Source organism: Pseudoscardovia radai (genome assembly GCF_002259605.1).
GTDB lineage: Bacteria > Actinomycetota > Actinomycetes > Actinomycetales > Bifidobacteriaceae > Pseudoscardovia > Pseudoscardovia radai.
Window position 1 is genome coordinate 43,917 of record NZ_MWWR01000002.1, and the last position, 14,322, is coordinate 58,238.

Consider the following 14,322-nt stretch of genomic DNA (forward strand, 5'->3'; position numbering starts at 1 on the left):
GCGGCACTCACAGGTAGCGGTACACGTCATCGAGCGAGATGCCGTGCTTGATCATCATCACCTGCACGTGGTAGAGCAGCTGGCTCATCTCCTCGGCGGTGCGATCGGCGCCCTCGTACTCGGCGGCGATCCACGTCTCGGAGGCCTCCTCCACGATCTTCTTGCCGATAAAATGCGTGCCCTTGTCGAGCTCGTCGACGGTCAGCGACCCCTCGGGGCGGGTCTTCGCCTTCTCGCTGAGTTCTGCGAACAGTTCTTCGAATGTCTTGCGCGATTCTGCCATTGCTTTCTTTCTGATGACGTATGACTGACGTGACTGACGTTGCGTATGCGCGGGAGCGGCTAGTCCTTGTAGGCGGCCTGCGCGTTGTCGCGAATCTGGTCGATGGCCTTCGCCGGGTCCTCGGCGCCGTAGACGGCGGAACCGGCCACGAGCACGTCGGCTCCGGCCTCGGCCACGATATGCGCCGTGGTCGGGCTCACGCCGCCGTCGACCTGGATCTTGGTGTCAAGGCCGCGACGCGTGATCTCGTCGCGCAAACGGCGCACCTTGGCCATCTGGTTGCCGAGGAACTTCTGGCCGCCGAAGCCGGGCTCGACGGTCATGACGAGGATCATATCGAACTCCTCGAGGATGTCGAAGATCGGCTCGACCGGCTCGGCGGGACGCACGGCGAAGCAGGCGCGCACGCCCATGTCATGCAGCTGGCGGGCCAGACGCACCGGCGCGTGGGTGGCGCCCATGTGGAAGGTGACGGAGTAGGCGCCGGCCTTGGCGAATTCGGGCGCCCATCGGTCCGGGTCCTCGATCATGAGGTGGACGTCCACCGGGAGGTCGGTGACCTCGCAGATGCGTTTGACGATGGGCTCCCCCAGCGTCAGGTTCGGAACGAAGTGGTGGTCCATCACGTCGACATGGACGAGATCCGCGTTGGCGATGGCCTTGAGGTCACGCTCCAGGTTGCAGAAGTCGGCGGACAGGATGCTCGGTGCGATCTGAATGCTTGTCATGTTTTCCATTCTAGGGTTCTCTTGCGACGATGAGGCGACGGGGGCTTATTGTGAGACGCGACTGATCGCGGGGCCATGACGCGGCGGCGCAGCGTCAGTCCTCGGCGGCACGTCCCGCCGTATCGTCGGTCGCGTCGTCGGAGGCATCGGCGTCATCGGCCCCATCGGCCGACGCGCCCTGAGCATCATCCGCCTCTTGGGCGGCGAGGCGGTCGAAGGCGTCTTGGACATCGTGCTCCGTTGCCTCCGGAGCATCCCAGAGGCTGGAGGACGGGGCACCGTCCACGGCATCGTCCGCCGCATCCGCAGCGCCATCGTCCGAGGAAACGCCATCGTCGGAAACGGACGGGGCGGCTCCGTCCGCGTCCTGCGCTCCATCCGCACGGTCCGCCCCGTCATCGCCACGGTTCTCATGCCCCGTATGCTGGTCGCGCTCGCGCTGGCGGCGCGCCGCCTCCTGCTCGGAATCGGAACGCGCCTTCTCCTCGGCGCGCGTGATCTCGAACAGCCGGTCCGACAGCACGGCCGTCGGCTGTCCGTAGCGCTGCACAAGCATGAAGGCCACGACGCCGAGGATGAACACGATAATGGACATCCATACGTTGACGCGGACTCCGAGGAACTCATGCGCGAAGTCGATGCGCAGGTTCTCGATCCAGGCGCGGCCCAGCGTGTACCACATGATGTAGCAGCAGAACAGGCAACCGGCCTTGAAGCGGTTGATCATCTTGCGCCCCAGCCATACGAGGAGCGCGGCGCCGATGAGGTTCCAGATCATCTCGTACAGGAACGTGGGGTGGAACAGCGTGTCGCTCGGACACACCTGCCCGTCGTAGCACATCTCGTTGGAGCCGATGACGCCGGGCACGTTCGGATTGAGCTTGAGACCCCACGGCAGCGTGGTCGGCGAGCCGTACAGCTCCTGGTTGAACCAGTTGCCGAGGCGTCCGATCGCCTGGGCGATGAGCAGGGCCGGGGCGGCGGCGTCGAGAATGAGGGCAAAGGGGTAATGCCTGTGACGGCACCATCCCCATGCACCGAGGGCGCCGAGCAACACGCCGCCCCAGATACCCAGACCACCCTGCCAGATGCGGACGATGTCGGCGGGGTTGCCGTTGGGGCCGAAGAAACGCTCCGGCGTGGTGATGACGTGGTACAGGCGGGCGCCGATGATGCCGCAGGGCACGGCGACGATCGTGATGTCGAGTATCTGGTCGAAGTCGCCGCCGACTTTCTTCCAGCGGATGGTGGACACCCACACGGCGGCGATGATGGCGAGGAGGATCATGATCGCGTACATGCGGATCGTGACCGGTCCGATGGTGATGGTGGAGAATCCCGGTGACGGGATGTAGGCGAGATCCATGCTTCGATCCTTCTTCCTGGTAAGCGGAATGCGGCGCTCTTCGCCGCACGCCCGCGGGCGTCGCCCATCTGCGGGGCGCCTGCGCGGGGAACCGTCTTGAAGTCTACCGACGGAAGCTGACTTAGGGAAACGACGGGGCCGCCGCGGCTTATGCCGCAACGGCCCCGGAATCGTCTCGCAATCGTCCTGGCAATCATCGGAGGGCTTCGTCGGCCTTCCGGAACGTTGTCAGCGACGCGCCCCGTGGATGCCCTCGGCGAGACCCGAGGTGACGGAGGCGAGCTTGGTGTAGGACGGGTCGTCGAGCACTGCGTGCACGAGGGCGGAGCCCACGATGACGCCGTCGGCGTACTTGCCGATCTCGGCGCCCTGCTCCGGCGTCGACACGCCGATGCCCACGCACACGTTCTTGGCACCCGCCTGGCGCGTGCGCTCGACGAGCCTCTCCGGCGTTTGGTCGAGCTCGGAGCGCTCGCCGGTCACGCCCATGCGGGCCGACGCGTACACGAAGCCGCGCGTATTGCGAGCCACGATACGCAGGCGCTCGTCGGTGCTCTCCGGAGAGGCGAGGAAGATGCGGTCGAGGCCGTAGCGGTCCGACGCCTCGATCCACTCCCCCGCCTCGTCCGGGATGAGGTCGGCGGTCACGAGGCCGGCGCCGCCGGCGTTCGCGAAGTCGCGTGCGAACTTCAGCACGCCGTAGTGGAAGATGAGGTTCCAGTAGCCCATGATGAGCGGCACGCCGCCGGCCTTGGCGACGGTCTCCACGGCGTCGAACACGCCGGCGAGATGCTCTCCGGAGCGGATGGCCATGGAGCAGGCCTGCTGGATGACGGGGCCGTCCATGACGGGGTCGGAGTACGGCAGACCGATCTCGACCATGTCCACGCCGTTGTCGACAAGCGTTCTGAACGCGTCGAGCGTCGTGTCGGGGGTCGGGAAGCCATAGGGCATGTAGCCCACGAAGGCTGGCTTGTTCTCCGCCTTGAGCTCGGCCAGGCGCGTTTCGGTCTGGCTGGGCTTGGACGCGAAGCCCTTCGGCTGCGGCGGGGTGGTTCCCAGGGTCTCGTTCGTTGCTGTCTGTTCGGTCATCGTCGCTCAGTCCTTCTCGCTCGTCGTGGTGCCGTGCGCACCGTTCGCTTCCAGTGCCTTGCTCTGCTCGTCGGTGAGGTATCCGAACCACTTGCCGGCGGTCGCCACGTCCTTGTCGCCGCGGCCGGAGACGTTGACCACGATGACGGGGTTCTCGTAGCCGCGCTTGATGAGGTCGGCGGCGGCCTTGTAGCAGCCGGCCAGCGCGTGGCTGGACTCGATGGCGGGAATGATGCCCTCCGTCTCGCACAGGTCCTTGAACGCGCTCATGGCCTCGTCGTCGGTGGCGTAGCTGTAGTTGACGCGGCCGATGTCCTTGAGCCACGCGTGCTCGGGGCCCACGGAGGCGTAGTCGAGGCCGGCGGAAATGGAGTACGTGCTCAGCGTCTGGCCTTCGGAGTTCTCGAGAAGGTACGACATGGCGCCCTGGAACATGCCGAGCTGGCCGGTGCCGTCGGTCAGGCGGATGGCGTGCTCGCCCGACTGGGGGCCGTGTCCGCCCGCCTCGTAGCCGTACAGGTTGACGCGCGGGTCGTCTAGGAAGGCGTTCATGACGCCGATGGCGTTGGAGCCGCCGCCGACGCAGGCGCAGATGGCATCCGGGTACTCGATGCCGAAGTCCTTGATCTGGTCTCGCACCTCCTCGCCGATCACCTTCTGGAAGTCGCGCACGATTTCCGGGAACGGATGCGGGCCTGCCACGGTGCCCAGCAGGTAGTGCGTGTCGTCGACATTGGTGACCCAATCGCGCAGCGCCTCGTTGATGGCGTCCTTGAGGATGCGGTCTCCGAGGGTGACCTCCACGACCTCGGCGCCCAGCAGGCGCATGCGGGCCACGTTGAGGGCCTGTCGACGCGCATCGATCTGCCCCATGTAGATGCGGCACTTAAGGCCGAGCATCGCGCACACGGTGGCGGTGGCCACGCCGTGCTGGCCGGCGCCGGTTTCCGCGATGACGCGGTGCTTGCCCATGCGCTTGACGAGAAGCGCCTGACCCAGGGCGTTGTTGATCTTATGTGCGCCGGTGTGGTTGAGGTCCTCGCGCTTGAGGAACACGCGCACGGGGGCGCCGACGGCCTTGCCGACGCGCTCGGAGAAGCGCGGTGCCGCGGTCAGCGGCGAGGGGCGGCCGACGTATTCCTTGCTCAGACGGCGGAATTCCTTGATGAACTCCGGATCATGCTTGGCATCGTCGTAGACCTTCTGCAGCTCGTCGAGGGCACCGATAAGGGCCTCGGGCACGTATCGTCCGCCGAAGCGGCCATAGTACGGGCCATGGTGCTGAGACAACGGCTCTGCGTTGGATTCCTTCACTGTCTTACCTGCTTCCACTAGTCTGCGCACGGCCAGCTCGTGGTCGTCCGCGGTGGCGACTCCTTCGCCCACCAGAACGGCATCCGCTCCGGCGCGGGCATAATCCTTCATCTCGATGGCTCCGAACACGCCGGATTCCGCCACGCAGATGGCGTCGTCCGGAAGATTCGAAGCAAGTTCGCGGTATTTGTCCGTGTCGACGGACAGGTCCTTGAGGTTGCGCGCGTTGATGCCGATGATGCGCGCACCTGCGGCGATGGCGCGCTCGATTTCCTCGCGCGTATGCGTCTCGACAAGAGCCGCAAGGCCCAGCTCGTGCGTCAGGTCGAGAAGATGGCGCAGCGTGTCATCGTCGAGGGCCGCCACGATGAGGAGCAGGAGATCCGCGTGATGCAGCCTCGCCTCGTACACCTGGTAGTCCGTGGTGATGAAATCCTTGTTGAGCACGGGGATGCTCACGCTGGCGCGCACGGCGTCGAGGTCGTCGAAGGAGCCGAGGAACACACGCCCCTCCGTGAGCACGGAGATGGCGCCGGCCCCTCCCTTCTCATATTCGGCAGCCAGTGCGCCGGGGTCGGGAATCTCGCCGAGGAAGCCCTTGGACGGCGAGGCGCGCTTGACCTCGGCGATGACGGGAACGGCGTCGGTGCGGCGCAGGTAGGCGCGCGCGTCGAGCGGCGTGTAGGTGTCGGAGGCGACGCGGCGACGCAGCTCGTCGAGGGGCAGGGCCTTCTGCCTCTTGTCGGCGTCCTCGCGGGCTCCCGCGACCAATGAATCAAGAACGGTTGACATATGACCTTCTTCTGGAAGCCACCGGCCCCATGCCGGCGGCGACGTATGGTACGGGGCGGCGGGGCGCGCCGTGAGGCGCGCATCCGCCGCATGCGGAAGATGAGGTTATTTGACTGTCATGCCTGCCGTATCCCGGGACAGGTCGGCTTTATTCCTCCGCCCCGTGGGGCCATGCGAAACCGTTGACGTCGTCGACGTTCCTGAGCTGCGCCCCGATCTGGATCGCCTTGACCGACGCCGCGCCCTTGTTGCGCGTCTCGGTCCATTCCCTCTCGGGCACCGAGTCGAGGACGATGCCCGCGCCGGCCTGCACGCTGGCCTGGTGGTCGCGCACGTAGGCCGTGCGGATCGTGATGGCCATGTCCATGTTGCCGGAGAAGTCGAAGTAGCCCGCCGTGCCGCCGTAGATACCGCGGTCGGCCGGCTCGAGCTTGTCGATGATGGTGATGGCGCTGGGCTTCGGCGCGCCCGACAGGGTGCCAGCGGGGAACGCTGAGGTGAACACGTCGAAGGTGCTCATGTCCTTGCGCACGCGCCCCGTCACCTCGGAGGCGATATGCATGATATGGCTGAACTTCTTGATCTCCATAAGACGCGTGACGGTGACGGTCTCGGGATCGCACACGCGGCTGAGGTCGTTGCGGCTCAGGTCGACGAGCATGATGTGCTCGCTGCGCTCCTTGGGGTCCGCCAGGAGCTGCTGCACGAGGCGCTCGTCCTCCTCGTCGGTTTTGCCGCGTGGGCGGCTTCCGGCGATCGGGTAGGTCATGGCCTGCCCGTCCTCGACGCGGATCAGCGTCTCCGGGCTGGAGCCGATGACGCTGAAATCGTTGCCGTTCGCGTCTGTCAGCGACAGATAGAACATATACGGGCTGGGATTGAGGGTGCGCAGCACGCGGTACACGTCGAAGGGGTTGCCCGGCGAGTCGATGTCAAGGCGCTGCGACAGCACGATCTGGAAGGCGTCTCCGTCCACGATATGCTGCTTGACGCGCTCGACGGCCTTCTCGTACTGGTCGCAAGGCGTGCGGAAGCGCAGCTCGGGCTGCTCCACGGAGGTGTCGATGACGGACGCGCGTCGTTCCGCCGATGACGGGGTGACGAGCGCCGCCGCCATCTTGCGCAGACGGGCGATCGAATTGTCATAGGCCTTGTCAATGCGCGCGGACGTGTTGTCGAAGTTCACGGCGTTGGCGATAAGCCACACAGAGCCCGTGTAATGGTCGACGACGGCCATGTCGGTGGCGAGCGTCAGCACGAGTTCGGGCTGCCCCGTCTCATCGGGCGCCGTGGCCGAAAGGGTCGGTTCCCAGTGACGGATGGCATCCCAGCCGATGGAGCCGACGAGACCGCTCGTCAGGTTCGGCAGGCCTTCGACGCGGGGCGAGCGGAGGGCCTGAAGGGTGGCGCGCACGACGTCGATGACGTCGCCGCTCGTGGGGATGCCGGCGGGCACGGAGCCCTTCCAGTTGGCCTTTCCGTGGTCCGAGCGCAGCTGCGCCATGGAGTCCACGCCGATGAAGGAGTAGCGGTCCCATGTGCCGGATTCCGCCGATTCGAGGATGAAGGTGCCCGACCGGCCGCCGGCGAGACGCTCATAGTAGCCGACGGGGGTCAGCGTGTCGGCGAGGACGCGCATGACGACGGGCACGATGCGGTAGCCCGCGTTCCCGATGGCGTGGAATTCCTCACGGGAGGGCCAGATGCCGCCCCACGCGAGATCCTTTACGGAACAGTTGAGTTCGTCCATCAGCCCTCCTTAAGATTGTGCGGGTACCGGCTGCTCGGTTTCAGGCCGTTGCGCCGCTGCGGAATCGTCAGACAGGACATGCCCGGGGCAGGCCGGGGCGCCGGGTCCGTCGGGGATGGTCCGCTGCCCCTCGGTGCGCTCCCCCGCCACGGCGGGCAGTTCGCCGCCCGCATCGAAGCAGGAATAGTCCCCCGTGTGGCAGGCCGAGCCCACTTGGTCGACCTCGACGAGCAGAGCGTCGCCGTCGCAATCGATCGACACGCTCTTGACGTACTGGACATGGCCGGAGGTGTCGCCCTTGCGCCAGTACTCCTGGCGGGACCTGCTCCAGAACGTCACGCGCCCCGTCGTCAGCGTACGGCGCAGCGCCTCGTCATTCATGTAGCCGACCATGAGTACGCGTTTGGAATCGTATTGCTGCACGACGGCCGCCACAAGCCCCTGGGAGTCACGCTTGAGCCTTGTCGCGATGCCCGGATCGAGCATGTCCGCGTTCGTCACTGTCCACTCCTGTCCAATCCGCGGCCGCCTCGTGGTCGGCGGCCTGCGTTCTGCCCCTTAACATACTCATATCGCCGCGGGATGTCACGCGATGTCCACGAAGCGGCGTGCGCGTTGCGATACGATGCCCCGTCGCCCTTAGGCGCGCGGCGTGGCCTCGTCGGCCTCGAGACCGCGCACGGGATAGCCGTGCCTGGCAAGCTCGCGCTTGACGTCCATGATGGTGAGTGTGCCGAAGTGGAAGACGCTGGCGGCGAGAACGGCGTCGGCGCCGGCCTCGATGGCCGGCGGGAAGTCCTCGACCTTGCCCGCGCCGCCCGATGCGATAAGCGGCAGGGAGACCTCGCGGCGCACCTCGCGGATCATCTCGAGGTCGAAGCCGTCCTTCGTACCGTCGGCGTCCATCGAGTTGAGAAGCACTTCGCCGGCGCCGAGGTCCTCGGCTTTCTTGACCCATTCGATGGCGTCGATTCCGGTGGAATGGTGCCCGCCCATCGTCGTGACCTCGAAGCCGGACGGGGTGTGCACGTCGCCCTGGACGCGGCGCGCGTCGACCGACAGGACGAGCACCTGGGAGCCGAAGCGCTGCGCGACCTCGGAGATGAGCTGCGGGTTGTTGATGGCCGCCGTGTTGACGCTCACCTTGTCGGCGCCGCAGCGCAGCAGCGTGTCGACGTCGTCGGTGGAGCGCACGCCCCCGCCCACGGTCAGCGGGATGAACAGCTGCTCGGCCGTGCGGCGCACCATGTCGTAGGTGGTCTGGCGGTGGGAGCTAGAGGCCGTCACGTCGAGGAACGTGAGCTCGTCGGCGCCCTGGCGGTAGTACTCGGCCGCCAGCTCGACGGGGTCGCCCGCGTCGCGCAGATTCTTGAAGTTCACACCTTTGACGACGCGTCCGTCATTGACGTCAAGGCAGGGAATCACGCGAATGGCCAGAGACATGCTTTCACCTCGTTCTGGAACCGCCCCGTGGGCGGGTGGATGGGTCGTACCGCTACCGAGTGTACGCACCGGATGCGATTGGCCGCGTTACGCGTCCGTTCCGGCGCGGCGCGCCGCCGTGCCCATGACCTGGTCGGCCACGTGGCGGGCGGCGAGCTGGCCGCAGGCGCCGTCGATGTCGGAGCCGCGGGTGTCGCGCAGCGTGGCGGTGATGCCGGCGCGGTGCAGGATGTCGAGGAACTCCGCCTCGTCCTCAGGCTTGGAGGCCGTCCACGGAGAGCCCTCGATGGGGTTGAGTGGGATGGGGTTGACGTGGGCCCAGTCGTCGCCGTAGTGGTTGATGCGGCGCGCCAGGAGGCGGGCATGCTCGGGCTGGTCGTTGATTCCGCGCATGAGGGCGTACTCGATGCTCACACGGCGGTGGCTGGCGAGGAAGTAATCATGCGCCGCATCGAGCACCTGCGTCGTGTTGAAGCGCTTGTTCATGGGCACGAGGCGGTCACGCAGCTCGTCGCTGGGGGCATGGAGCGACACGGCGAGACGCACGGGGATGTGCTCGTCGATGAGTTTGCGGATGCCGGGCACGATGCCGACGGTGCTCACGGTGATGTTGCGCGCCGAGATGCCGAAGCCATGGGGCGGCTGCGCGCTGATCTGACGGATGGCGGAGATGACGGAGCGGTAATTGCCCATCGGCTCCCCCATGCCCATGAACACGACGTTGCTCAGACGCCCCGGTTCTCCGAACACGCCGTCCTCGCTCTGCTTCGAGGCGATGCGCACCTGTTCAAGGATTTCGCCGCACGACAGGTTGCGCGTCAGGCCCAGCTGGCCGGTGGCGCAGAAGGGGCAGCCCATGCCGCAGCCGACCTGGCTGGAGATGCACAGCGTGATGCGCGAGGGGTATTTCATGAGAACCGATTCGATGCGGGCGTCGTCGAAGAGGCGCCACAACGTCTTGCGCGTCGTGCCGCCGTCAGCGGTCTGCACGAGCTCCTCGTCGATGAGGTCGGGGAAGAACGCCTGGTGCGCCTCGGCGCGGGCCGCGGCAGGGAAATCGGTGAAATTCTCGACGTCGGTTTCGAAATGCGCGTAATAGTGCTGCGCAAGCTGGCTTACGCGGAACTTGGGCAGGCCGATACTCTTGGCCAGGGCGATGCGACCGTCCTCGTCGAGGTCGGTGACATGCACGGGCGGCTTGCCGCGGCGGGCATGGTCCTTGCTCAGGATGTCGCGGAACGCTCCGCGGGTGCCGCCAGGCGTGATGCCGGTCTCCGGCTCCTGGTCGCGCTGCCCTTGAGCACGCGACGCGGCGGTGTCCGCGCCGTTCGTGGCGTCAGCGGCGTCCGTCGCGCCTGCGATACCTGCGGTGCCTGGAGTGTCCGTCGCGCGGAACGGGGCGTCGTGGAGCCCTGCGGGAGAGGACGGGGCGCCGGCGTTCCCGGCCCCGTCATGGGAAGAATGGGAGTGTGAAGAGGACTGGGATGCATCAATATCAGCCATGTAATCCGCCTTGTCATAGGTCTTGCGATTCGTGCCGCCGTCGCGGCCATGGAGCAATGATAGCCGCCCCGTGGCGCATGCGAAAGGCCCCGCGGTATGCGACACGCCGATGTGCTCCGGCGTGTCGCGCCCTACGGGGCCCTGAATGTCTCGAAACTGCGGGGCGGCGGGGCCATCGTGTTTCCGGTGCCCGTCACGGCTACGGTCAACGCTCCGTTACAGCCCGTGAGTCACAGCCCCATGCATCGCTGCCCTCGCGTCTCATAGCTCCCGCGTCACAGCCCCGCGACGGCGAGGAGACCGGTGATGAAGGGCGCCGACATGAGGATGGAATCGGCGCGGTCGATGATGCCGCCGTGGCCCTTGAGAAGATGTCCCATGTCCTTGATTCCGAGGTCGCGCTTGATCATGGATGCGGACAGGTCGCCGAACAACCCCGTGAGCCCCACCATGACGCCCATCATGACGAGGATCGACCACACGCGGGCGAATTCGTCGAGCGGATACGTGCCGAGGCCAATGCACAACGCGCCGACGATGCCCAGCAGGATGGAGCCGAACATGCCCTCCCAGCTCTTCTTTGGCGAGATGCGGGGCGACAGCTTGTGCCGTCCGAAGGCGGCGCCGAAGAACAGGCCGCCGATATCCCCCAAGGCCGGGATGAAGCAGATCATGAACGCATGCGCCACGGGGTGCCCCATCGTGAGGGGAAGCACGAGGAAGCCAGGCAGCAGTCCCAGATACATGAGCGAGAAGAGAGAAACTGCCACATGCGTCATGCGGTCGTGCACCACCTGGCCCCCGAGGATGTCGGAGGGCGTGTCGAGCCCGGCATCGGAGAGTTTCTCAAGCACCGCGCTGCTGACCTTGGCGCGGGGCCGGAACTGGAACGAGGCGCAGAGCGTGACGAGCACTACGGAGCACAGGAAGCCGATGGACAGCGCCTCCACATGGTGGGAATAGAAATACGTGGGAAGAATCGCCATGGCCTCGCACAGCCACAGCACCACCACGGGGATGCGGATACCTGCGGTGGCGAAGTCCACGCGCAGCTCCCATGTGGCCAGGATCATGAACGCGAGGACGAGAAAGACGAAAATCTCGCGCACGAAGACGACGCACGCGACGACGAGCACAACGAGGATGGTTCCTGTGAGGACGGCCTGGGCCATGTTGCGTCCGGCGCGCTCGTTGATCCTCTCCATCGTCTCGTCATGGGTCTCGTCGCGGCGATGCCGGTTGCTCGAATGATTGCCTGTCATGCTTGGTGCCCCACCCTGTCGAATGCTGTCGAACTCTGCGGCCGCGCCACGGTGCGCCGCCCGCCGTCTCGTATCGTGTCTCGCGCCGTCGTGCCGTCGATCCGCCACGTCGAACAGACGCCCGGAGGCCGGCGGCCCCCAGGCGTCATGTGGTGGGTCTGTCCATCGGACGGCCCGGATCGGCCGCGGATCAGACCTCGAGAATCTCCTTCTCCTTCTTCTCGAGGAGCTGGTCGATCTGGTCGCTGGTCTTCTTGGTCAGCGCGTCGAGGTCCTTATGAAGGCGGTTGCCCTCGTCCTCGCCCATCTCGCCGTCCTTGACCGCGGCATCGATGGACTCCTTGGTCTTACGGCGGATGTTGCGCACGGCCACCTTGCCTTCCTCGGCCTTGGTGCGGGCGAGCTTCACATAGTCCTTGCGACGTTCCTCGGTCAGCTCGGGGAGGGTGACGCGGATGACGTTGCCGTCGCGGTTCGGGTTCACGCCGAGGTCCGAGTCACGGATGGCCTTCTCTACGGCCGGGGCCTGGGTCTGGTCGAACGGGGTGACGGCGAGCGTGCGGGGCTCGGGCACGGCGATGGAGGCAAGGGCCTTGAGCGGCGTCATCGCGCCGTAGTAGTCCACCATGATGCCGTTGAGAAGCGACGGGTTGGCACGTCCGGTGCGGATGCCGACGAAGTTCTCCTCCGTGGCCTGCACGGTTTTCTCCATCTGGTCCTTTGCCTGATCGACAACTGTTGCCATAATCCTCTCCTTTGGGGTTCTTGTGTTGGATGGGGTCTTGTGTTGGAGGTCTTGTTCCGGCGCGTCAGGCCGCGAACTGGGACTCCTCGTCGGAGACCAGCGTTCCGATGCGCTCGCCTTCCAGGACCTTGGTGACGTTGCCGGCCGTCTCGAGTCCGAAGACACGGATCGGCAGGTGGTTGTCGCGGGCCATGGAAAGGGCCGAGGCATCCATGACGGCGAGATTGTCGACCAAGGCGGTCGTGTAGCTCAGTTTATCGTACATGCGCGCCGACGGGTCCTTGCGCGGATCGGCGGAGTACACCCCGTCGACGCCGTTCTTGCCCATGAGCACCTCGGAGCAGTGGATCTCGAGGGCGCGCTGGATGGAGACGGTGTCGGTGGAGAAATACGGCATGCCGGCGCCGGCGCCGAAGATGACGACGCGGCCTTTCTCGAGGTGGCGGATGGCTTTGAGCGGGATATACGGCTCGGCCACCTGGCCCATCGTGATGGCGGTCTGCACACGCGTGGCCTGGCCTTCCTGCTCGAGGAAGTCCTGCAGGGCGAGGCAGTTCATGACGGTGCCCAGCATGCCCATGTAGTCGGCGCGGCTGCGCGCCAGGCCCGCCTGGCTGAGCTCGACGCCGCGGAAGAAATTGCCGCCGCCGACCACGATCGCAACCTGCACGCCGGCCTGCACGGCCTTCGTGATCTCCCCCGCGATGCGGCGGACGACCACCGTGTCGATGCCCACCGAACCGCCGCCGAACGCCTCCCCGGAAAGCTTGAGAAGAACCCTGCGAGGAGAACCGTTGGTCTCGAGTGCCATGACGCATACCTTTCGACGTATCGATAACTTTCCTTATGGTACCCGCAATGCACGGAACACACAAAGGCGGCGAGGCACGGGGCGGCGGCATCGTATGCCTTCCGGCCTCCCCGCCCCGTATCATCAGCCCCGCATCATCAGCTCCGTGTCATCGGCGTCGCCGTCAACGGCGCCATGCCACCCGCACCACCGTCATCAGCCCCGCGCCGCCCTGACATGCCCCGCGCCGCCCCGGTGGTGCGGGGCATGCGAAGGGCCCCGCCGCCACCGTGCGCCGAAGCGCAGCGGGACAACGGGGCCCTGAACCGGGAACCGGCGGCGGGGAGCTTACTCCTCCTTGCCCTTGCCGACCTCGATGCGGGCGAAGGCGAGGGCCTTGCCGTCGACTTCCTTGAAGAGATCCTTGATCTTCTTGGACGGATCCTTCACGTAGGTCTGCTCAAGCAGGACGCTCTCCTCGTAGAAGGCGTTCAGACGGCCCTGCACGATCTTCGGGAGGATCTTCTCGATAACGTTCTCCGGCTTGCCCTTGGAGGCGAGCTCTTCCTTCGTCTTCTCGGTGGCGATGCGCGTCTCGGACTCGAGCACATCGGCGTCGACGTCCTCGATGGACAGCCAGCGCGGGGACATGGCGCAGATCTGGAGCGCGACCTCGTGCGCGACCTTCGCACCGTTCTCATCGGTCGCGATGAGGGCGGCGATGGACGGCGGGAGCTCGGCGGACTTGCGATGGGCGTAGATCTCGACGTGCGGACCGGAGATGGTGGCGAACTGGCCGATCTTCACGTGCTCGTGGAAGAGCGCGCCGGCCTCCTCGACGGTCTCCTTGACCGTGCCGGACTTGGACGGGGCGGCCTCGACCTCGGCGACCGTGGTGGCGCCGGCCTTGACGATGTCAGCGATGACCTCGTCGCCGAACTCGACGAACTGCGGGGTCTTGGCGACGAAATCGGTCTCGGAGTTGAGCTCGATCGCGTAGCCGATCTGACCGTCGGCGACATCGGCGACCTGGGAGGCCACGAGGCCTTCCTGAGCCTCGCGGCCCTCGCGCTTGCCGGCCGCGGCGATGCCACGGGCGCGGATGATCTCCTTGGCGCGGGCGATGTCGCCCTCGGCCTCGGTGAGCGCCTTCTTGACATCCATCATGCCAGCGCCGGTCTCGTCGCGCAGCTCCTTGATGAGCTTGGCGGTAATCTGTGCCATCTGTTTTGCTCCTTCATAGCTTCCCCATGC

The 14,322-nt window shown here is 66.2% G+C and carries 11 protein-coding genes and 2 pseudogenes; all 13 read right to left on the minus strand.

The window, feature by feature from the left end; translation table 11 throughout:
* Positions 1–7 precede the first annotated feature (7 nt).
* The 13 genes and pseudogenes from PSRA_RS00305 to tsf all read right to left on the minus strand — a co-directional run bounded on the left by PSRA_RS00305 (position 8) and on the right by tsf (position 14,292).
* Entirely contained in the window at positions 8–283 is a 276-nt protein-coding gene (locus PSRA_RS00305) for a phosphoribosyl-ATP diphosphatase (RefSeq protein ID WP_094659877.1), read from the minus strand.
* 59 nt (positions 284–342) lie between these two features.
* Entirely contained in the window at positions 343–1,011 is a 669-nt protein-coding gene (rpe, locus tag PSRA_RS00310; RefSeq protein ID WP_094659878.1) for a ribulose-phosphate 3-epimerase, read from the minus strand.
* A 549-nt stretch (positions 1,012–1,560) separates the two neighbouring features.
* A pseudogene (lgt, locus tag PSRA_RS00315) lies at positions 1,561–2,377 on the minus strand (prolipoprotein diacylglyceryl transferase); the annotation flags it as partial.
* 228 nt (positions 2,378–2,605) lie between these two features.
* Positions 2,606–3,469 (minus strand): tryptophan synthase subunit alpha, encoded by an 864-nt coding sequence (trpA, locus tag PSRA_RS00320; RefSeq protein WP_094659879.1) that lies wholly within the window; start codon positions 3,467–3,469, stop codon positions 2,606–2,608.
* Positions 3,470–3,475: 6 nt separating this feature from the next.
* Positions 3,476–5,575, minus strand: a complete 2,100-nt coding sequence (gene trpB, locus PSRA_RS00325; protein WP_094659880.1) for a tryptophan synthase subunit beta — start codon at positions 5,573–5,575, stop codon at positions 3,476–3,478.
* 148 nt (positions 5,576–5,723) lie between these two features.
* Complete coding sequence (locus tag PSRA_RS00330; RefSeq protein ID WP_094659881.1) at positions 5,724–7,325, minus strand: chorismate-binding protein; 1,602 nt, start codon at positions 7,323–7,325, stop codon at positions 5,724–5,726.
* A 123-nt stretch (positions 7,326–7,448) separates the two neighbouring features.
* Positions 7,449–7,811: pseudogene (gene hisI / locus PSRA_RS00335) on the minus strand (phosphoribosyl-AMP cyclohydrolase); the annotation flags it as partial.
* A gap of 153 nt (positions 7,812–7,964) precedes the next feature.
* Complete coding sequence (hisF, locus tag PSRA_RS00340) at positions 7,965–8,768, minus strand: imidazole glycerol phosphate synthase subunit HisF (protein ID WP_094659882.1); 804 nt, start codon at positions 8,766–8,768, stop codon at positions 7,965–7,967.
* 87 nt (positions 8,769–8,855) lie between these two features.
* Positions 8,856–10,271: a dual-specificity RNA methyltransferase RlmN gene (rlmN, locus tag PSRA_RS00345; RefSeq protein WP_245834806.1), complete on the minus strand. Its 1,416-nt coding sequence runs from the start codon at positions 10,269–10,271 to the stop codon at positions 8,856–8,858.
* A gap of 275 nt (positions 10,272–10,546) precedes the next feature.
* Positions 10,547–11,533: a phosphatidate cytidylyltransferase gene (locus tag PSRA_RS00350; RefSeq protein ID WP_094659883.1), complete on the minus strand. Its 987-nt coding sequence runs from the start codon at positions 11,531–11,533 to the stop codon at positions 10,547–10,549.
* Between the two features lie 190 nt (positions 11,534–11,723).
* On the minus strand, positions 11,724–12,278 hold the full coding sequence (frr, locus tag PSRA_RS00355) for a ribosome recycling factor (protein ID WP_094659884.1): 555 nt from the start codon (positions 12,276–12,278) through the stop codon (positions 11,724–11,726).
* A gap of 64 nt (positions 12,279–12,342) precedes the next feature.
* Entirely contained in the window at positions 12,343–13,089 is a 747-nt protein-coding gene (pyrH, locus tag PSRA_RS00360; protein WP_094659885.1) for a UMP kinase, read from the minus strand.
* 327 nt (positions 13,090–13,416) lie between these two features.
* On the minus strand, positions 13,417–14,292 hold the full coding sequence (gene tsf / locus PSRA_RS00365) for a translation elongation factor Ts (RefSeq protein ID WP_094659886.1): 876 nt from the start codon (positions 14,290–14,292) through the stop codon (positions 13,417–13,419).
* Between the last annotated feature and the right edge of the window lie 30 nt (positions 14,293–14,322).